An 18,683-nucleotide genomic window follows, 5' to 3' on the forward strand; every position below is an offset into this window, starting at 1 on the left:
CGTGGGACACGAGGTGCCACCTCTCGGTTCAGATGACCGGCAGGGTGTCGTCGGAGAAGATCCCGGTCTTGAGGAAGAAGGCGAGCGGCTTGCGGATGGCCTTGCGTTCGTGCGCGCGGCGGCCCTCGTCGGCGATGAGGGCGTTGCGCAGCGCGAGCGGGTCGGCGATGCCGGCGTCGCGGTAGACGTGCGGGTTGTACAGGGAGTTGACGCTGAAGACGACGTAGCGCTTCAGGTACGCCTCCACCTCGCGGACCCGTTCAGCGCTCACCGCCGCACACATGCGGGTGAACAGCAGGGAGACCAGTTCCCGTCCGAAGGCGATGTGCCGGGACTCGTCCTGGTGGTGGATGCGGTTGACCTCCCGGATGGTGTCGCACAGTGAAGTGTCCTGGGCCATCCGGGAGTTGTAGTGGTCGACCAGCTCCTCGAAGAACAGGATGCGGGCGAAGACGAGGAAGTTCTCGATCTCCGGCTCCCAGGCGGAGTCGGCCCGCATGGCCGTGGAGGCGTAGATCTTCTGGCCGTAGCGGCGGCAGAACTCGGCGAAGAACCACATGTGTTCGTTCTCTTCGCCGATGAAGTGGTGGAAGAAGTCGGACGGCACCTCGAAACCGGGCATGTGGATGCGGCCCACGACCTCGATGAGGAGTTCGCGGATGCCGTGCACGTTGAGGCTGTAGAAGTTGATCGACTCCCACTTGGACAGGCTGTGCAGCGTGTCCTCGCTCAGGGCGTCGAAGTGGGAGGTGCCGTAGGGGGTGAGTAACTCGGGGCTCATCCACATACGGTTGTCCTCGAGCTTTTCGGGCCATGCGAACTGCTGGTAGGGGTTGTAGTAGTCCTCGATGGACTTCTGGCTGAGCCGGCCGAGGACTTCCAGGAAACGGTCGGTGACGGGCAGCGTCGTGGCGGCCATGGTTCTCTCCTGTCGGGGACGCGATACGCGGTGCGGGGTTCGCGTGTCAGGGCCTGACTTCGTAGACGGCGTTGACCGGGGTCTCACTCGCGCGCCGGAAGCGGGTGAAGCCGGCCTCCTCGGCGATGCCGCGGAACGCCTTCTCACCGGAGTGGTTGCCGAGGGCCTTCGGTCCGCGCTGGGCCACGGCGACGGGCAGACACATCACGGCGGACAGGGCCATGAACATGTGGGCGGCCGGAGTGTGGGTGTCGATGTCCGCCGGCGAGACGTTGGACTCGACGAGCATCCATGTGCCGTCCGCGTCCAGGGACTTGTGCACGTGCTGGGCGGCGGTGACCGGATCGCCCATGTCGTGCAGGCAGTTGAAGAAGGTCACCAGGTCGTACCCCGCGCCGGGGTAGTCGTCGGCGGACGCCACGTCGAAGACGACCCGGTCGGACAGGCCCTCGTCCTCGGCGAGTTGCCGGGCGATGCTGATGGCGTCCTCGGAGTAGTCGAAGCCGTACACCCTGGCGTTGGGGTAGGCCTGGGCGATGAGCCGGGTGGTGTCACCGACGCCGCACCCCACGTCGGCGACGCTTCCGCCGTGCGCCAGCTTCTCGGTGACGCCGTGCAGGGACGGGAGCCAGTCGGGCAGGAGCCGGTGCTGGTAGGTGGGGCGGAAGAAGCTGCCCATGCCGGTGTCGAGGGCCGGGTCGTGCTCGGCCCATCCGACGCCGTCACCGGTGCGGTAGGCCTCGGTGAGCAGGTCCTCGGTGGCGTAGAGGGCCTTGAGCGCGGTGAAGAATCCGGCGGCGAAGGTCGGCGCGCCCGGGTTGGCGAGCACCGGGACGTGGGCGTCGGGCAAGGTGTACTTGTTCGACGAGGGGTGGCGCTCGACGTATCCGGCACTGAGCTGGGCGTGCAGCCACTCCTCCGCGTAGCGCGGGGTGACGCTGGTGCGCCGGGCGAGTTCGGCGGGGGTCTGCGGCCCGTGCACGGCCAGCGCCCGGTACAGCCCCAGCCGCTCGCCGAGGGAGACGGTCAGGCCGCGGACCGCGGCCGCCGCGTCACCGATGACGCGCTGGTGGAAGGCGGTGACCGGGTCGGCGGTCGCCTCGGTGCCGGTGGTCTCGTCGGTCATGCCGATACCTCGTCTCGAACCGCGGTGAACAGGAAGGACCGCGGCACACCGGGAACCTCTCGCGGCGCCACGGGGTAGGGCCAGCGGCCGAAGTCGGCACCCTCCTCGCCGGGCTGGCGGACCTCGCGCACGGTCCATCCGCAGGAGGTCAGCAGCAGCTCGGGGTCCTCGGTGCCGAAGAGCCAGGGATTGCCGTCCTCAGCGAGGGCCCGCATGAACGACCGGGAGAGCGGGTTCTTCAGGGCCGCCTCGCTGATCACGTCTCCGAGGAGGACCGAGCCCGGCGCACTGTGCTGCCAGAGGGTGGTGATCAGGGCGCGTACGGCGTCCTCGGGGAGGAAGAACAGCAGCCCCTCCACGATCCACAGGGTGGGCTGCTCGGAGCGCCAGCCCGCCTCCTTGAGCTGCCCGGTCCAGTCCTGGGTCAGGTCGACCGCGACGGTACGGCGCTCACGCCCCGCGGGCGCCGGCTCGTCGGCGAGCAGCTCGGCCTTGGCGTCGAGCAGGCCGGGCCGGTCCAGTTCGTAGACGGTGACGCCGTCGGGCCAGTCGAGACGGTAGTAGCGGGTGTCCATGCCGGCCGCGAGGAACACGACCTGGCGCAACCCCCGCTCCTGGACGGCGCGCCCGATGGCGCGGTCCAGATAGGTGGTGCGGATGGCGAGGAACGGCACGGTGCCTGCGCCCGCGTACCGTTCGAGCAGTTCGAAGCCGGTGGTTCCGGCGACGGTGCGTGCGTGCGGATCGGCGAACAGCCGGTCCTCACGTTCGGTTTCCAGTGCCCGCGCGGCGGCGGTCCACTGGGCGGTGCGGGATACGGCCTCCACAGGAGGTCCCCCTTCGGGAAGCGCTTCGGACGTCGGAGTGCTGTGCGTCAACAGGTGGGGACGGCCGTGCTCAGCGCGTTCGCGCACAGGCGACCGGGTCCTCCGCCGCGGGCATCGACACGGGGGATGCGGCGGAGGCGGCGGTGGGACGCCGCCGGAAGATGCTGTGCAGGATCATGCTGAACACGACCGTCCCGTCCGGGGCCACCAGCTGGCAGCGGGGCTGGACGATTCCGGTGGTGGGGCTCATGAGCGAGGGGCGCGAACCGAGGATCTCGACCCGGGCGGTGAGGACGTCCCCCGGGCGCACCGGCCGGTGGTAGCGGACCTCGTCGATGCCGGGTGAGCCGACGCAGTCGCTGTAGGCGAGGAGGCCGTCCACGTACCGCCGCATGAAGAGGGCCGAGGTGTGGAAGCCGCTGGCGATCAGACCGCCGAAGGGCGACCGCTTCGCGCGCTCGGCGTCGGTGTGGAAGCTCTGCGGGTCGTAACGCCTCCCGAACTCCAGCACCTCCTCTTCGGTCACGGTGACGGTGCCCAGTTCATGCACGTCACCGACACGGAAGTCCTCGAAGTAGCGCATGACGCCCCCCAGTTGGGCCGGAGAAGTTTCTCGGGTCTCCTCCAATCTACGAATCGACCATTTATTTTGTCAATCCAAATCTAGCCCGAGTGCCTGCTCGATGTCGCTCCACAGGTCCTCCGGGTGCTCGATGCCCACGGACATCCGTACGGTCCCCGGACGTATGCCGGCGGCGGCCAGCGCCGCTTCGTCCAGCTCCCGGTGCGAGGTCGACGCCGGATGTGCCACCAGGGTCTCCACTCCGCCCAGGGAGAGGGCCAGTTGAGCGAGCCGCACCCGTTCGATGAACGCGCGCCCCGCGTCCCGGCCGCCCGCGAGGTCGAAGGAGACCATGCCTCCGCCGCCGCTGAGCACGGTGCGCGCCATGCCGTACGTCGGGTGGTCCGGGAGCCACGGCCAGTGCACCGCCGTGACCCGCGGGTGCCCGGCGAGGCGGCGGGCCAGCAGTTCGGCGCCCGCGCAGTGCTGGCGCATCCTGAGCGGCAGCGTCTGGACTCCCCGGAGGGTCAACCAGGCGGCGAAGGGGTCGGCGCAGGACCCGAGTTCCACGGCGCGCGGCCACACCCGGTCACGCACACCCTCGTCGGCGAAGACGGCCACACCGCCGAGGACGTCGGAGTGACCCGAGAGGTACTTGGTGGTCGAGTGCACCACCACGTCGGCCCCGTGTTCGATGGGGCGGCACAGCACGGGTGACGCCAGCGAGTTGTCCACCACGCTCACCACGCCGTGCCGCCGTGCGACCGCCGCGAGCCCCGCGAGGTCGGGCACCCGGCCGGTGGGATTCGCGATCGTCTCGAGGTGCAGCACGCGTGTCGTGGGCCGGACGAGCCGCTCGAACTCGGAGGCGTCGTCACCCGTCACGTACTCGACCACGACGCCGAGCCGGTCGGCCAGGTCGCAGAGCAGGGAGTAGGTGCCGCCGTACAGGCACCGTTGCGCGACCACGTGGTCCCCCGGCTTCAGCAGGGCGAGGAGGACCGCGCTGATGGCTCCCATGCCCGAGGCGAACGCCATGGCGGCGGCGCCCCCTTCGAGGCCCGCGAGCGTCCGCTCCAGTGCCCGTACGGTCGGGTTGCCGCGGCGCGAGTACACGTAGGGACCATCGGGGCCGGACATGGCCTGGGCGAGCGCGTCAGCGGAGTCGAAGGCGAAGGCCGAGGACTGGACGATGGGCACGCTGAGCGGCCGGCCACCCTCCGGTGAGGGCTCGCCGCGCGCGTGCACGGCTCTGGTCTGCATATCCAAGGGTGCGCTCCTGACGACTGGGGCGCTTGGGCGAGGCCGTCGACCGGGCCGTGCGACATGAGGCTCGCTCCACCACACGGTTTTGTCGGTCGGCCCCGCTCCCGCGCAGGTGAAAGGGCCGCCCCGATGCTGGTTTCCCGGCACTGAACGGCCCTGTTGTGATTCCGCTGGTGCTAATGCTGGTGCTGGCGTTGGTCTCTTGCCGTCTAGGCGGTGGCCCGCTCTCCCTGAGCGGCTTGAGACGTCTCGGCCTGAGGTGCCGACGCGGGCTGGTCACCGCGCATCAGGAACAACGTCAGCAGGCCGCCGGTGGCGGCGATCACCGCGGCCCAGATGAAGGCCGCACTGAAGCCGTCGGTCAGCGCGGGCAGATTGCCCAACTGGCCGGCGCCCTGCGAGGTGGCCACCGCGGTCAGCGCGGCGAGCCCCAGCGCCGACCCCACCTGATAGGTGGTGTTGACGATGCCCGACGCCAGACCCGCCTGCTCCTGCGGGGCTCCCGACATCGCCGACATCATCGCCGGGATGTACGCCAGCGACATGCCGAGTGCGGCGACCAGCGAGGCGGGCAGGACGTCGACCACGAACGTTCCGGTGGGCTCGACCGCCGACAGCCAGAGCAGACCGGCCGCGAGGACCAGGAGACCGCCACCGATCAGCGGCTTGGCGCCGAACCTGGCCATCAGCTTCGCCGTGATGGCCGTCATGAAGATCATCAGGAGGACGGTCATCGGCAGCAGGGCGGCGCCGGAGGCGAAGGCCCCGTAACCGAGGACCTGCTGGAGGTACAGGTTGAGGAAGTACCACATCGGGATCCACGCGGCACCCAGCAGCGTCATCGCCAGGTTGGCCGAGCCGAGCCGCGGGACCCGCCAGATGCCGAGCGGCATGAGGGGCTCGCGCAGCGTCTTCTGGATCACGAAGAAGAGCAGCAACAGCGCTGCGGCGCCTGCCAGTTGGAGCACGGTGCCGGTGGAGGACCATCCGACCTCCGGCGCCCGGACGACCGCGAAGACGGCGAGCGCGAGACCCGCGGTGACCGCGGCCGCGCCCAGCACGTCCACTCCACCGCGGCGGCCGCCGACGGCCGGCAGCAGCTTGGTGGCGGCGAGGGTCGCGACACCGATCGGGATGTAGATGATGAAGACCCACGGCCAGCTGAGCCACTCGGTGAAGACTCCGCCGAGGAAGACGCCGGCGGTACCGCCCGCGGGTGCCGCCGCACCGTAGAGGGCCATGGCCTTGCCGAGCTCCTTCGGGTCGTGCATGAAGAGCATCATCAGCAGCGTCATGGCCGAGGGCGCGATGAGCGCCCCGCCGACACCCTGGACGGCGCGGCCGGCGACCTCCACCCAGGCGGTCTGGGCGGCGGCCGCGAGGACCGATCCCGCGATCAGGACCACCCAGCCGGTGGTGAACACCTTGCGTGCGCCGAGCAGGTCGGACAGCCGACCGCCCAGCAGCAGTAAGCCGCCGAAGGCGATGACGTAGGCGTTGAACACCCACTGGAGCTCGCCCTGCGAGAAGCCGAGGTCCTGCTGCATCTCGGGGAGCGCCACCCCGATGATCGACGTATCCATGATCACCATGAACTGGGCGGCAGCGAGCACGAGCAGTGCCCACCACCGCCGAGGATTGATGGCCGACATGGCTCACCCCTTCTCGTCACATACCCCCTCGGGGTACCTTGGAGTGAGAACATAACATACCCCTAGGGGGTATGTGGAGACCCGAAATCGGCACCGTCCGGGCCCACTTGGAGGGGAGCGGTACGGCGTTTCCGGCTGCCTCGGCGCCGCCTGCCTCGCCCTGCGCGTTTCTGCGATGGGCGTTGGGGGGACCCGGCGCCTGTGGTGGCGTACGGAGCGGAGCAGCGGGCGGGGAGCGGCCCTCGCTCGTCCGGGGCTCCCCCGCGCTCGCGGCTGCGCTTCGACGGCTGGATCGCGGGCCTGGGTACGTCCTCCGGGACGCGTGTCGTGCTGGGCCACTGGACGCGGTCGCCGTTCGGGGCGTTCAGCGACGTGATGCTGGAGCGGGCCGACGGAGAACGGCTGCTGCTGGCGCCCACGCGTGAGACGGCGGACTTCGTCGGCGGGACCTACGCCTTCGACACCGTGCGGGTCGTCCCGGTCGACGTGAGCGTCGACGGCGACACCTGGACCGTCGGCGCGGACTCACTCGCCCTGCGGTTCACCACCGGCCGGCGAGGACTCCTCGGGCTGATGCTGTGTTCCGTACCCGGCGCGCTCGCCCGCCGTCCGGCGTGGAGCGCGCTGACGGACCTTCCCGCCCGCGCCCTGCTCCCCGGTGTGCGCACGCGTGGCAGTGCGGGTGGGGGTCGCAGGGAGTGGTACGGGGCCCGTGACCTGCGGCCGATCCGCGCGGTGTCGGCGGTCTTCGAGGGGGCCGACCTCGGTGCGCCGGCACCGGTCGACCCGCCCGTGCGGTTCGGGTTCGGATCGGCGCCACGGAAACCCGCCCTCACCAGGATCACGACGACGGTGGAACTCGCCTCGGCGTGAGAACCGGTACTGCCGTCGCCGTTGTGAGAAGCGGGAGTCACCCCGCCCCGGCGTGAGAACCGGTACTCAGCGCCGCACCACCCGCAGCGATTCCAGGTCTCCGGCGGGACCACCCCTGTCCGGCCTACGCGATCGAGCGCACCGCGGCCCGGGTCAGGGTCTTCGCGGTCCGTACGGCGCTGGAGACGGCCTCCTCGGGATCGAGCCCGCACAGATCGGTGAGGGTGAAGAGCGCCTCGGCGCCCACGACGACCGCGAGGTCCCGTTCGAGCTGGGTGAAGGCCTCCGGGTCGGCCGCGCCGAGGGTGTCCCGAAGAGGGAGCAGCGCGTGGTCGATGAGTCCGAAGCGGATGCCGGGGCGCCTGGTCACCGTCTCGGGCCGGGTGATGGTGGCGGCGATCATCGCGCGTACCGAGCCCTGCCGGGCGAGGATGCCGCGGAGCAGGAACTCGCAGGCGAATGCGACGCGTTCGACGGGGTCGGTGGAGTCCGCGACCGGCGCGAGCGCCTCCTCGGGGGGCGGCCAGACCCCGGCCAGGGCCTCACTGATCAGTGAGGGGAGGTCGGGAAAGTACCGGTAGGCGGTGGCCTCGGAGACCAGGGCCGCCTGGGCGATCGCGGGCATCGTCACCTCGGCGCCGGTCCCGATGAGTTCGCGTGCGGCCGCCACGATCGCCGTACGCGTGCGCTGCTTCTGGTTGGCGCGGCCGGTGCCCGCATGCGCCGTCATGGGGGACTCCTCCTGTTGGTCCATCCACACGATAGCAGTCCCCTTCCGTTATGAGAGTGGACTTGCATAACGAGATCCAGCCTCTCTAATCTCATGAGAGTCAGCTCTCACGAAGGAATCCACGGCCCGCTCAAGGAGCACCGGATGACCACCCAGACCACTCAGACCACCCACACCCTCACGCTCGACCACGGCACCCTCGACGTCACCGTCGACCTCCAGGGAAAGCAAGGGCGCCCCTTCCTGCTCCTGCACGGAGGCGGCGGCCCGCAGACCGTCACCCCGTTCGCCGGCCTCCTGGCCGAGCAGCGGCCGGCCCGGGTGTTCACCCCCCTCCACCCCGGCTTCGGCGGCACGACACGCCCGGACTGGCTGACCGACGTCAGGACTCTGGCCCAGGTCTACGCCCACCTGCTGGACGCGCTCGACCTGCGGGACGTCGCCGTCGTGGGCAACTCGATCGGTGGCTGGATCGCCGCCGAACTGGCGGCCCTGGGCAGCGACCGGATCAGCAGCGTGACCCTTGTCAACGCGGTCGGCATCCACGTCCCCGGCCACCCGATAGCCGACACCTTCTCGCTGACGCCCGTGGAGCTGTCCCGCCTCTCCTTCCACGACCCCTCGAAGTTCCGCTTCGACCCGAGCGCGCTGTCCGAGGCGCAGCGAGCGGTCATGGCCACCAACCGGGCCGCTCTGCAGGTCTATTCGGGACCCCACGCGATGGCCGACACCGCCCTCGTGGAGCGCCTCGCCAAGATCGCTCACCCGACCCTGGTCGTCTGGGGCGCGAGCGACCAGGTCGTGGACAGCGACTACGGGCGCGCGTACGCGCAGGCGATCCCCGACGCGGAGTTCCGTCTGCTTGAGGGCACCGGCCACATGCCCCAGACCGAGACGCCCGAGCGACTCCTGCCGGTGCTCTGGGACTTCACCGACAGCCACGTCGGCGCCTGACCGCGGCACTGACTCCAGAACGACGGGCGCCCACACGTCTCTCCGTCCCGCCGCGGTTCAAAGCCCTTTTTCCACACCGCAGTTGACGGCGTGTGACCAGGGCGCGCTCCGCTATGCTCACCTCCGTTCGAACGAAGAAACGACCACCTGAACGACGGTCGAACGACGGCCCCGAGCGAGCGATGACCGGCGGACCCCGTCCTCCGGGAAGGAAACGTGAGAGAGCACGTGAGATCGGAACACGGCGATGACCAGGCCGCGACGCGTTCGGAACGCCGCTCGGAGCGACTGGTAGCCGGTCGGTATCTGCTCCACGACGTTCTCGGCAGAGGCGGCATGGGCACGGTCTGGCGCGCCCATGACCAACTCCTGGACCGCGCGGTCGCCGCCAAGGAACTGCACATCCTCTCCCACGGCGACGACGAGCACCGCGTCAGGATGCGCCGCGCCGTCCGGGAGGCGCGCGCGGTCGCCCGGGTGCCGCACCCGCACGTGGTCGGCGTCCACGACCTGGTCGAGTCGGAGGACCGGCTGTGGATCGTCATGGAACTCATCGAGGGCCCCTCGCTGGCCCACCGTGTCGCCGAGACCGGACCCCTCACCCCGCAGCACACGGCCGCCCTCGGTCTGCACATGCTCGACGCGCTGGAGGCCGTGCACGCGGCCGGCACGCTGCACCGCGACGTCAAACCCGCCAACGTGCTGCTGCGCCACAACGACGACGCCGTCCTCACCGACTTCGGCATCGCGGCCCTGGACGACGGTGAGTTCCTCACCACCACGGGCGAACTGGTCGGCTCCCTGGAGTTCATGGCACCCGAGCGGATCACGGGATCAGAGGCCGGGCCGGCCTCCGACCTGTGGTCACTGGGCGCGACCCTCGCCACGGTCTGTGGCGGACAGTCCCCCTTCCGCAGGTCGGGAGCGCCCGCGACGCTGCACGCGGTGGCGTACGAGGAACCCGTGCTGTCGGAGCGGCTCGGCCCGCTGCGGCCGGTCGTCGAGGCGCTGCTGCGCAAGTCCCCGGCTGAGCGCCTTTCGGCGGCCGGTGCGCGGTCCGCGCTGCGGCGCGTCGCGGCGGGCGAGGCGGACGCCGGGCCGCTGCCGTCGGCGACCGTGCGCGTGTTCTCGCCTTCGACCGCGTTGGCGGACGCGGACACCGTGACCAGCGGCCAGGGGCGGCTCGTCCCGGCCGGACAGACCGCGCGGCACACCCCGTCGCCCCGCTCCGCGGGTCATCAGTCATCCCGCTCGTCGGGGCCGAAGCGGCTGTGGTGGGCTCTGGCCGGTACGGCGGTGCTGGCAGCGGGTGTCGGAGGTGGTCTGTTCCTCACCGGGGCACCGCCGTTCGACGAGGCCCCGAGGACGACGACCGTCAGCCAGGTCGTCCAGTCGCCGACCGGCTGGCAGCCGGTGCCCGGAGCGGTCGTCCGGCGGGGCGACCAGGTCAGCGTGCGGTTCGTGTCGGGGGAATGGACGGCCGACCACCGGAACATGCCCATGACCGGGCCGGCCGGCTACGACAAGGGCACCGACGCGCGGCTGGCCGGCGCCAAGGACTGCAAGGTCAAGCCCGCGGCACCGTTCGGCGCACTGCTGGCGGTCCTCGCGGGCGAGAAGGACTTCCCCGTCCACACTGTCGGACAGAAGCTGAACTTCCTCGCCACCGGGGACGGCACCCTGCAACTGGGCATGAACGACACCGCGGGTTCCTGCTCCGAGGACAACCGGGGTGCGCTGACCGTGCAGGTGAGCATCACGCACCGGGGGTGAGGCGACCGCCGGGTCGACCGTCGCGTTCGGCGCCGTCGCGTTCGGCGCCGACGAGGACGAAGGCCATCGTGACGGGTTGGTCGCTGTGGTTGCGCCAGCCGTGGCGGGTGCCGTTCTGGATCACGATGTCCCCCACTGTGAGCCGGGTGTGGTGGCCGTCGTCGAGTTCGAGGACGATCTCGCCGTCCAGCACGATGCCGTAGTCCACGGTCGGCGTGGTGTGCATGCCGTCGGGCTCCATGAGGTCCGCGATGCCGGGCGAGTCGGCCCGCTGCTCCTCGTCGAAGGCCACGGGGTCGAACGCCGGGTCGGCCATCGCGGTGTCCGGCGGGAAGGTCAGCACGATGAACCGGGTGCCGCCGGGCGCCGGGAGCAGGCTGGTGACCTTCGGCGTGGGGTCCTCCCCGGTGCGGCCGGCCGGTTCGCCGGGTTCGGTGGCCCACGGCAGGCGGGACACCCAGCCCGGCAGGCTGGTGAACTCCCGGCTGCGCGGGACGGGACCGTCGCTGACGACGACCGACCGTCCGTTCTCGTCATGGCCGGTGACGACTCTGCGCATGCGTCTCTCCTCACTCACGTCGGTCGGGGCGGTCAGCCGACGCCGGTCGCGTCGGTCATTGGCCAGGGGCGGTCGCCCAACTCGGTCGAGGGCCCCAGCTCGGCCGCCCAGCTGTCCAGGACGTCCGCCACGGTAGGGGCGGGCGCCCTGAGCAGGGACGATGCCATGGTGCGTACGAACCGCCGGTGCCGTTCGTCCGTGAGGTACTCCACGGGGGACTTGCCGTCCACCCGCGCGAGCAGCAGCGCCGGCAGCAGTGACGCGGCCCGCGCGTCAAGGGCCGGCCGGGGCTCCCAGTCGACGCACCGGACGTACTCCTCGGTCAGCGCCCGGGCGGACCGTAGGAGATCGGCGCGGCACCCGGGCACCACCAGGCTCTTGAGCAGCAGATGGTTGACGCAGAACGCGAGGTCGAAGGCCGGGTCTCCGTACCAGGCGCACTCGGCGTCCAGCAGCACGGGCCCGGCGGGTCCGACGAGGATGTTCTTGGGACTGACGTCACCGTGCACCAGGACCAGGTGCGTCGCGGCCGTACGGTCGGCGAGGCCCCGGAGGATGTCGCCCAGGCCGGGGTGTGCGGCGGCGGTGGCCAGCAGGTACGGCTCGACGCGCAGCGCGTGGAAGGTGTCGTCGGTGGCGAACTCGGCGGCCAGTGCGGCGTCGCCGGCGCTCGCCGCGGCAGGGTGCCGAGCGAGCTCCTCACTCGGGTCGGCCGGTTGTTGCTCGGCTGCCTGTTCAAGCCCCGCCGTGAACCGGTGTGGAACCACCTCGCCGAGCCCTCCGTCGCAGCGCGGTTGTGGGACGCGAGCTGCGATCTGACCGGCGTCGACCTCAGCAGCGGCCTCTCCGGACAGCTGAGGCACGCGCGCGTCGCGGGATCACGGAGCGAGTCATGACTCGGTGGTGTTCGGGCTTTTCGTGGATCGGTCCGGGTCAGCTCGTCCGTCGGCGCGCGGGGCTGTCGTGGGGAGTTCCACAGCGATGTGGATCCCGCCGGCGGCCCGCGGGGTGAGGGTGAGTGTTCCGTCGTGTGCGTGGGTGATGGTCTTGACGATGGCCAGGCCGAGGCCGACGCCTGCGTGGTCGGCGTGTACGCGCTCGGTGCCGCGCTGGAACGGTTCGGTGAGGGTCGAAACCAGCTCTGGAGTGAGCTTCTCACCGGTGTTCTCGACGGTGAGCACCACAGTCCTGGGGCGAACGCTGGTGTTGACCCACACGGTGCCCTGTTCGGGCAGGTTGTGGACGATCGCGTTGTGCACGAGGTTCGTGGTCAGCTGCAGCAGGAGCGCCTGCGATCCGATCGTGGGGGTGATGTCACCGGAGGTCTCGATGGTGACGTCGTGGTTCTCGGCGAGGGGAAGGAGTGTCTCGGTGGCCTCCTCCGCGAGCAGGGACACGTCGACACGTTCTCGGGTGAAGGACCTCTGGTTGGCGTGGCTGAGCAGGAGCAGTGCTTCAGTGAGGTCGATCGCCCGGGTGTTGACGGTGTGGAGGCGGTCGATGACTTCGCCGGCGTCGCGGTTCGGATCGGCGCGGGCCACGTCGAGAAGCGCCTTCGAGATCGCCAGCGGGGTGCGCAACTCGTGAGAGGCGTTGGCGGCGAATCTCTGCTGTTCGGCGACGTGTGCTTCGAGCCGTACGAGCATCGCGTCGAAGGCGTCGGCGAGTTCGCGGAACTCGTCCTTGCGGCCCGGGAGCCGGATCCGGTGGGAGAGTGATCCGTTCGCGGCCTTGCGGGTGGCGTTGGTGATCCGGGTCAGCGGGGCGAGCATCCGGCCGGCGAGGATCCACCCTCCCACGAGGCCGAACACCAGCAGGAACGCCAGGACCGCGGCTGCCCTCGGAGCGAAAACACCCAGGAGAGCGGACCGGACGGGAAAGACGCCACCCGTGGGCTTGTCGTCGGGGTTGATGAGCATCGCGCGGTCGGGGACGTAGCGGAGGAGGAACACCCACACCGCCGCGAGCAGCAGGGCGCCGGCCAGCATGAGGAACCCGGCGTAGCTGAGGGTGAGTTTGAGGCGAACGCTCAACCCAGGTGCCCTATCCACGCTCGCCGCCCTCGTGCCCGGCCTCCGGTCGCGTGTCGATGCGGTAGCCGACGCCCGGCACGGTGGCGATGATCCAGGGTTCGCCGAGCCGTTTGCGCAGTGCCGAGACGGTGATGCGTACGGCGTTGGTGAACGGGTCGGCGTTCTCGTCCCAGGCGCGTTCCAGGAGTTCTTCGGCGCTGACGAGACCGCCTTCGGCAGCGACGAGGGCTTCCAGCACTGCGAACTGTTTTCTGGTCAGCGCGACATAGCGGCTGTCCCGGTACACCTCTCTGCGGAACGGGTCCAGCCGCAGACCTGCGATCTCTCGCACGGGAGGCCGGTTGTGGGCGCGTCTGCGGTCGAGTGCTCTGAGCCTGAGCACGAGTTCTCGCAGTTCGAACGGCTTCGTGAGGTAGTCGTCGGCTCCGAGCCCGAACCCGGAGGCCTTGTCGTCGAGCCGGTCGGCGGCGGTGAGCATGAGGATCGGCATGCCGCTGCCCGAGGAGACGATGTGCTCGGCGATCTCGTCACCGGACGGCCCGGGGACGTCGCGGTCGAGGACGGCGATGTCGTAGGCGTTGATGCTCAGCGCTTCCAGAGCGGTGACACCGTCACCCGCGATGTCGGCCGCGATCGCTTCCAGACGCAGGGCGTCGCGGATGGCTTCCGCGAGATAGGGCTCGTCCTCGACGATCAGCACACGCATGCTCCGAGGCTACGAGCCGACACATATCGTCGGCGTATCGAAAACCGGATACAGGCCGGCAACACCGCGCCGCCTTGACTGACGGCATGACTCGAACTCCACCGTCGGCACGAACAACAGACCGCCGCCGGATCCGTCGGCTCCCTGACGTCGGCCTGCCGGTCGTCCTGTCGGTGATCACCGCGGCCCTCGGCCACCAGGTGGCGAAGCCCCCGTCCTCTTCGGGCGCGTCACCCTCGCATGCTCCTCGCCGTGGGCACCTCGGTGCGTTCGGCGAGGCCGGCGGTGTCGTCCCCGACGGTGTGACGGTCGTCGATGACGCGATGTGGGCGGTGGCCCAGCTTCTTCGCGCGGCGGTCTCCGCGTACGAACTGCGCACCCGTGCGATCGAACGTCACTGCCCGCGCACGTACGCAGACCCCATCCAGGACCCGAGGCCGCAGCAGTGACCGGCAGTGAGCGAGGCCGGACGATGGCGCAGGTGGACACGGCGGCGACCGGACAGGGCGGCGCCGGTCGCCAGGACACCGGCTCCGGTACCTGGCGCGCGGACATCCGCCGGACGATCCTCATCGGCTTCCGGCCGGGGCCCTGGAAGCGCGGCCTCGTGCTCGCGGCGTTGGCGCTGCTGCTGGGCCTGCTCATGCTGCTGCACGCGAAGATCCCGAACCGGACCGGGAACCTCGGCAGCCTGGTGGAGACCTTCCTGCCATGGTTCGGCCTGTTCATCCCGGTGCTGCTGGCCGGGGCGCTCTGGCGCCGCTCGGCCTGTGCGGTGGCCGCGTTGCTGCTGCCGGTCACGGTGTGGCTGATCCTCTTCGGCGGGCTGCTCGGCGACAAGTCCCACCCGGGCAGCGACCTCACGGTGGCCAGCCACAACGTCGGCGCCGACAACCCCGACCCGGTCGGCACGGCCCGCGACCTGGCCGCCTCCGGTGCGGACGTGCTGGCACTGGAGGAGCTGGCCCAGCAGGCCAGGGGCACGTACGAGAAGGAGTTGGCGAAGGCGTATCCGTACCACACGGTGCAGGGCACGGTCGGGTTGTGGAGCAAGCTGCCGCTGTCGGACACCCGGCCGGTCGACATCAAGATGGACTACGGGCCACTGGCGGACACCAAACCGGTCGACGTCAAGATGGCCTACAACCGGGCGCTGCGCACCACGGTGGCCACGGACCGGGGTCCGCTGGCTGTGTATGTGGCCCACTTGGGGTCCGCACGGGTGACCCCTGGGGCCGGCTTTTGGACGGACTCGCGGGACAGGGGCGCGCAGGCGCTCGGCAAGGCGATCGCGGCCGAGCGGAACGAGCGGGTGGTGCTGCTCGGCGACCTGAACGGCACCCTGGACGACCGCGCGTTCGCCGACCTCACCTCGCAGCTGCGCTCCGCCCAGGACGCGGCCGGGGATGGCTTCGGCTTCAGCTGGCCGGCGAGGTTCCCGGTGGTGCGGATCGACCAGATCCTGGTCCGCGGCGTGAAGCCGGACAGCTCGTGGTCGCTGCCGGCCACGGGCAGTGACCACCTTCCGGTGGCGGCCGGAATCAGCTGGTGACCACCGCATGACGGCCGGCGCAGTACCTGGTCGAGGCGGTACTGGCCGTCGACGGTGAGGGCTTGGTGGCCAGCGACTCGCCTTCGCCGACGTGGTGGTGCGGTGGACGGCCGTGTACGCGTCCAGGACGGTCTTCGCCGGGGTGTCCCGGTCGGCGGCCTGGTGGCCGTGGGTCCGCGCCCAGCCCCGGAGCGAGGCCGGTTCCTCCCTTCACTTGGCGGGGCTCTGCAGGTCCGCCGTCCACTTCTCCTCGATCCGGCCGTACTTCCAGACCAGCACGGCGACGGCCCAGGTGGCGAAGAACAGGCCGACGATGACGTAGCCGACGACGTTGAGGTCCAGTCCCAGGACCCAGTCCCAGAAGGGGCCGTGCAGGCCGGCCTTCTCCGCGACCAGGCCCAGCAGTTCGACGGTGCCGATGATGAGGGCGACGGCGACGGACAGCCCGGTGATGGTGAGGTTGTAGTAGACCTTGCGGACCGGCTTGGAGAACGCCCAGCCGTAGGCGAAGTTCATGAACGAGCCGTCGATCGTGTCGAGCAGCGACATGCCGGCCGCGAAGAGGACGGGCAGGCACAGGATCGCGTACCAGGGCAGCCCGGAGGCCGCGCCCGAGCCGGCCAGGACGAGGAGCGCGATCTCGGTCGCGGTGTCGAATCCGAGGCCGAAGAGGAGCCCCAGCGGGTACATCTGCCAGGGCTTGGTGATCGACTTCATCAGACGGCCGAGGATGCGGTTCATGAAGCCCCGCTTGTCGAGCTGTTCCTCCAGGGCCGCCTCGTCGAAGTGGCCGGAGCGCATCTGCCGGAACACCTTCCAGATCCCCGCCATGATCACCAGGTTGATGACGGCGATGACGTACAGGAAGGTCCCCGAGACGGTCGTGCCGACCCAGCCGGTGACGCTGTGCAGGGAGGAGCCGTCGTCGGCCACCGGACCGGCCAGCGCCTTGACGCCGAGGGAGAGCAGGAAGGAGAGCGCGAAGACGATGCTGGAGTGGCCGAGCGAGAACCAGAAGCCGACGGAGAGCGGGCGTTGCCCGTCGTTCATCAGCTTCCGTGTCGTGTTGTCGATGGCCGCGATGTGGTCGGCGTCGAAGGCGTGCCGCATGCCCAGGGTGTACGCGGTGACGCCGATGCCGACGCCGAAGGTCTTCGTCCCCAGGCTGTAGTGCTCGGGGGCGACCACCGCCACCAGCGTGAACCAGCCGATGACGTGCAGCGCCACGACGAACGCGGCCATCCCGCCGAGGCTCGCCCACTCCTCGCGGGTCATCGACGTACGGATGCGGTGCCACGAGACCCCGCGTCCGCCGGTCGGTGTACGGCGGGCGGGATCTGCAGCGGTGCTCATGGGGACGCGGGCCTCACTCGTCGACGTGCGGCTGGTTCCAGCCGCACGTCCCAGGCTGATGCGAACACCTTGCAAGTACAACCAGCGAGCGGTAAAGGCCGGGTCCGGTTTCGGTCCGGGCCGGCCCCACGCCCGGATTCCGTCGCCGGACCGCGCCCGCCGCCCCCGGCCGATCAGGGCTTGCGGCCCACCCCGCAGTAGGCGTCGACCGCGACCCGGCCGGCCGGGTCGTCGGACTCGGGGCGCCACTCGGTCACCTGGACGACGCCGGGGTCCACCAGGTCGAGGCCGTCGAAGAAACCGGTGATCTCCGCGACGGACCGTACGTGGTAGGGCACCGCGCCGCTCGCGTTGTAGGCCTCGGACGCGGCGATCATGCCCGGGCTGGTGGAGGTACTGTCGCTGATCACCAGGTAACTGCCCGAGGGCAGCCCCGCCATGAGCCGGCGCACGAGGTCGCGGGCCTGGGCGTGGTCGGCGACGTGACCGAGTGTGTTGAGGATCATCAGGGCGGTCGGCTGGGAGAGGTCGAGGGTGCGGGCGGCGGCCTCCAGGACGGCCTCGGGCTCGTACAGGTCGGCGTCCAGGTAGGCGGTCCTGCCTTCCCGGGTGCTGGTGAGCAGGGCATGGGCGTGGGCCAGCACGACGGGGTCGTTGTCGACGTACACGATCCGCGCGTCCGGCGCCACGCGCTGGGCCACCTCATGGGTGTTGTCGGCGGTCGGCAGACCGGTGCCGACGTCCAGGAACTGACGTAAGCCCTGGGTGCCCGCCAGGTGGCGGACGGCACGCCCCAGGAAGTGCCGGCTCGTGACCGCCACGTCGACGAGACCGGGGAAGATCTCCTTGATCTCGTCCCCGATCTGCTGGTCGACCTCGTAGTGGTCCTTGCCGCCGACGAAGTAGTTCCAGAAGCGGGCGGAGTGCGGTTTCGAGGTGTCGATCCGGGCGGGCTGCTCGGTAGCGGTGGTTGCCTTGGGGGCGGCGTCGGACACTGCGGGTCTCCTGTGGCTCGTCAGGGTTGATCAGAGCCCAACGTAGGTCAACCTGCCGTGACCGAAGCGAAGTTCGGTAAAGATCACCGTTACGGACGGTGGAGTTTTGGCCATACCTGTGGCGCCTCGGTCGGTGCCCTCACCGCATCGGTTCGCCAATGCCCCCTCGCAGTCGCCCCGTTCACCAATGCGACATCCTCGGCTTCTACTCGAACTGCGCGACCGCCTGGGCGGTCACCGTGGCCACCGACATCGGTATCAACAAGTACCTGGTCAACGACCCGGGACTAAAGTTCCGGGCTTGCACAACGGGCGCCACTGGCTGTGGTGCTGCGTTTGCGTCCTGTGGCACGCTCCGGTTCGGGAGGTGGGTCTGGGGCGGTTGACGGCGCCCCGCGTCGCCACAACTCCCATGCTCTGGCACGGATGTTGCGGGAGCTGTTCCGGTCCGCGTGATCAACGAATCCGCAGTTCCGGCACGCGAACCAGGCCTGGGAGACCCGGTTCGCCTTGTCGATGTGCCCGCATTCGGCGCAGGTGCGGGAGGTGTACGCCGGATCGACGTACACCACCGGCACCCCCGCCTTCTTGGCCTTGTACGCGATGAACTGCCCCAGCTGGGCGAAGGCCCAGCTGGAATGGGTGGCCCGTTGGGGCTTGCGAAGCCGTACCCGTTCGCGGATACCCGTCAGGTCCTCCAGGGCGATCCCGCGACCGGTGCGTTCTGCCTCGGCCACCACATGTTTCGCGATCTTGTGGTTGATGTCCTTGGCCCTACGGGCCTCCTTGCGGCGCCGCTTCTT

At 70.1% G+C, this 18,683-nt stretch carries 19 protein-coding genes; 5 read left to right on the forward strand and 14 right to left on the reverse strand.

Translation table 11 applies throughout. The features are described 5' to 3' along the window. Positions 1-28: 28 nt before the first annotated feature. The 6 genes from ACFYRY_RS32820 to ACFYRY_RS32845 form a co-directional block, all read right to left on the reverse strand. Entirely contained in the window at positions 29-919 is an 891-nt protein-coding gene (locus ACFYRY_RS32820; protein WP_389153830.1) for a diiron oxygenase, read from the reverse strand. Between the two features lie 46 nt (positions 920-965). Continuing rightward, the gene (locus tag ACFYRY_RS32825; protein WP_389153833.1) at positions 966-2,045 is read right to left on the reverse strand and encodes a class I SAM-dependent methyltransferase; all 1,080 of its coding nucleotides are present in this window, start codon (positions 2,043-2,045) and stop codon (positions 966-968) included. Then, the gene (locus ACFYRY_RS32830; protein ID WP_389153835.1) at positions 2,042-2,872 is read right to left on the reverse strand and encodes a class I SAM-dependent methyltransferase; all 831 of its coding nucleotides are present in this window, start codon (positions 2,870-2,872) and stop codon (positions 2,042-2,044) included. Before ACFYRY_RS32830 ends, ACFYRY_RS32825 begins: the two co-directional genes overlap by 4 nt. A gap of 70 nt (positions 2,873-2,942) precedes the next feature. Next, positions 2,943-3,455 (reverse strand): MaoC family dehydratase, encoded by a 513-nt coding sequence (locus ACFYRY_RS32835; protein ID WP_389153838.1) that lies wholly within the window; start codon positions 3,453-3,455, stop codon positions 2,943-2,945. Positions 3,456-3,524: 69 nt separating this feature from the next. Next, positions 3,525-4,697 (reverse strand): trans-sulfuration enzyme family protein, encoded by a 1,173-nt coding sequence (locus ACFYRY_RS32840; RefSeq protein ID WP_389153841.1) that lies wholly within the window; start codon positions 4,695-4,697, stop codon positions 3,525-3,527. Positions 4,698-4,909: 212 nt separating this feature from the next. After that, positions 4,910-6,352, reverse strand: coding sequence for an MFS transporter (locus tag ACFYRY_RS32845; RefSeq protein ID WP_389153844.1), 1,443 nt, complete (start codon positions 6,350-6,352; stop codon positions 4,910-4,912). A gap of 204 nt (positions 6,353-6,556) precedes the next feature. Here ACFYRY_RS32845 and ACFYRY_RS32850 point away from each other — a divergent pair, with 204 nt between their 5' ends. After that, positions 6,557-7,225, forward strand: coding sequence for a hypothetical protein (locus ACFYRY_RS32850; protein ID WP_389153846.1), 669 nt, complete (start codon positions 6,557-6,559; stop codon positions 7,223-7,225). Positions 7,226-7,349: 124 nt separating this feature from the next. Here ACFYRY_RS32850 and ACFYRY_RS32855 read toward each other — a convergent pair whose 3' ends face one another. Then, positions 7,350-7,955 (reverse strand): TetR/AcrR family transcriptional regulator, encoded by a 606-nt coding sequence (locus ACFYRY_RS32855; RefSeq protein WP_389153849.1) that lies wholly within the window; start codon positions 7,953-7,955, stop codon positions 7,350-7,352. A gap of 144 nt (positions 7,956-8,099) precedes the next feature. Here ACFYRY_RS32855 and ACFYRY_RS32860 point away from each other — a divergent pair, with 144 nt between their 5' ends. Together ACFYRY_RS32860 and ACFYRY_RS32865 are read left to right on the forward strand one after the other, a co-directional pair. Continuing rightward, positions 8,100-8,909, forward strand: coding sequence for an alpha/beta fold hydrolase (locus tag ACFYRY_RS32860; RefSeq protein ID WP_389153852.1), 810 nt, complete (start codon positions 8,100-8,102; stop codon positions 8,907-8,909). A 228-nt stretch (positions 8,910-9,137) separates the two neighbouring features. Continuing rightward, positions 9,138-10,682 carry a protein kinase gene (locus ACFYRY_RS32865; protein ID WP_389153854.1) on the forward strand — a complete coding sequence of 515 codons (1,545 nt, stop codon included), beginning with the start codon at positions 9,138-9,140 and terminating at the stop codon, positions 10,680-10,682. On the opposite strand, the gene ACFYRY_RS32870 is transcribed toward ACFYRY_RS32865, so the two are convergent. The 4 genes from ACFYRY_RS32870 to ACFYRY_RS32885 form a co-directional block, all read right to left on the reverse strand. Then, positions 10,666-11,241, reverse strand: a complete 576-nt coding sequence (locus ACFYRY_RS32870; protein ID WP_389153857.1) for a cupin domain-containing protein — start codon at positions 11,239-11,241, stop codon at positions 10,666-10,668. The two genes, ACFYRY_RS32865 and ACFYRY_RS32870, sit on opposite strands and share 17 nt — an antisense overlap. 32 nt (positions 11,242-11,273) lie before the next feature. Then, positions 11,274-12,008 carry a phosphotransferase family protein gene (locus tag ACFYRY_RS32875; protein WP_389153860.1) on the reverse strand — a complete coding sequence of 245 codons (735 nt, stop codon included), beginning with the start codon at positions 12,006-12,008 and terminating at the stop codon, positions 11,274-11,276. A 123-nt stretch (positions 12,009-12,131) separates the two neighbouring features. Continuing rightward, positions 12,132-13,292, reverse strand: a complete 1,161-nt coding sequence (locus tag ACFYRY_RS32880; RefSeq protein WP_389153863.1) for a sensor histidine kinase — start codon at positions 13,290-13,292, stop codon at positions 12,132-12,134. Next, positions 13,285-13,980: a response regulator transcription factor gene (locus ACFYRY_RS32885; RefSeq protein ID WP_389153866.1), complete on the reverse strand. Its 696-nt coding sequence runs from the start codon at positions 13,978-13,980 to the stop codon at positions 13,285-13,287. The genes ACFYRY_RS32880 and ACFYRY_RS32885 overlap by 8 nt, the downstream gene beginning before the upstream one ends. 86 nt (positions 13,981-14,066) lie before the next feature. On the opposite strand from ACFYRY_RS32885, the gene ACFYRY_RS32890 reads away from it, so the two are divergent. Together ACFYRY_RS32890 and ACFYRY_RS32895 are read left to right on the forward strand one after the other, a co-directional pair. Continuing rightward, positions 14,067-14,429 (forward strand): hypothetical protein, encoded by a 363-nt coding sequence (locus tag ACFYRY_RS32890; protein WP_389153869.1) that lies wholly within the window; start codon positions 14,067-14,069, stop codon positions 14,427-14,429. Between the two features lie 23 nt (positions 14,430-14,452). Further along, on the forward strand, positions 14,453-15,532 hold the full coding sequence (locus tag ACFYRY_RS32895) for an endonuclease/exonuclease/phosphatase family protein (RefSeq protein ID WP_389153872.1): 1,080 nt from the start codon (positions 14,453-14,455) through the stop codon (positions 15,530-15,532). A gap of 210 nt (positions 15,533-15,742) precedes the next feature. Here ACFYRY_RS32895 and ACFYRY_RS32900 read toward each other — a convergent pair whose 3' ends face one another. From ACFYRY_RS32900 to ACFYRY_RS32910, 3 genes are all read right to left on the reverse strand, one after another. Further along, positions 15,743-16,807, reverse strand: coding sequence for a HoxN/HupN/NixA family nickel/cobalt transporter (locus tag ACFYRY_RS32900; RefSeq protein WP_389153946.1), 1,065 nt, complete (start codon positions 16,805-16,807; stop codon positions 15,743-15,745). A gap of 251 nt (positions 16,808-17,058) precedes the next feature. Then, the gene (locus ACFYRY_RS32905) at positions 17,059-17,880 is read right to left on the reverse strand and encodes an SAM-dependent methyltransferase (protein ID WP_389153874.1); all 822 of its coding nucleotides are present in this window, start codon (positions 17,878-17,880) and stop codon (positions 17,059-17,061) included. 287 nt (positions 17,881-18,167) lie between these two features. Further along, the coding region (locus tag ACFYRY_RS32910) for an RNA-guided endonuclease InsQ/TnpB family protein (RefSeq protein ID WP_389153877.1) at positions 18,168-18,683 on the reverse strand (516 nt) is incomplete at its 5' end.

Origin of the sequence: Streptomyces sp. NPDC005263 (assembly GCF_042872365.1) — a bacterium.
Classification (GTDB): domain Bacteria; phylum Actinomycetota; class Actinomycetes; order Streptomycetales; family Streptomycetaceae; genus Streptomyces.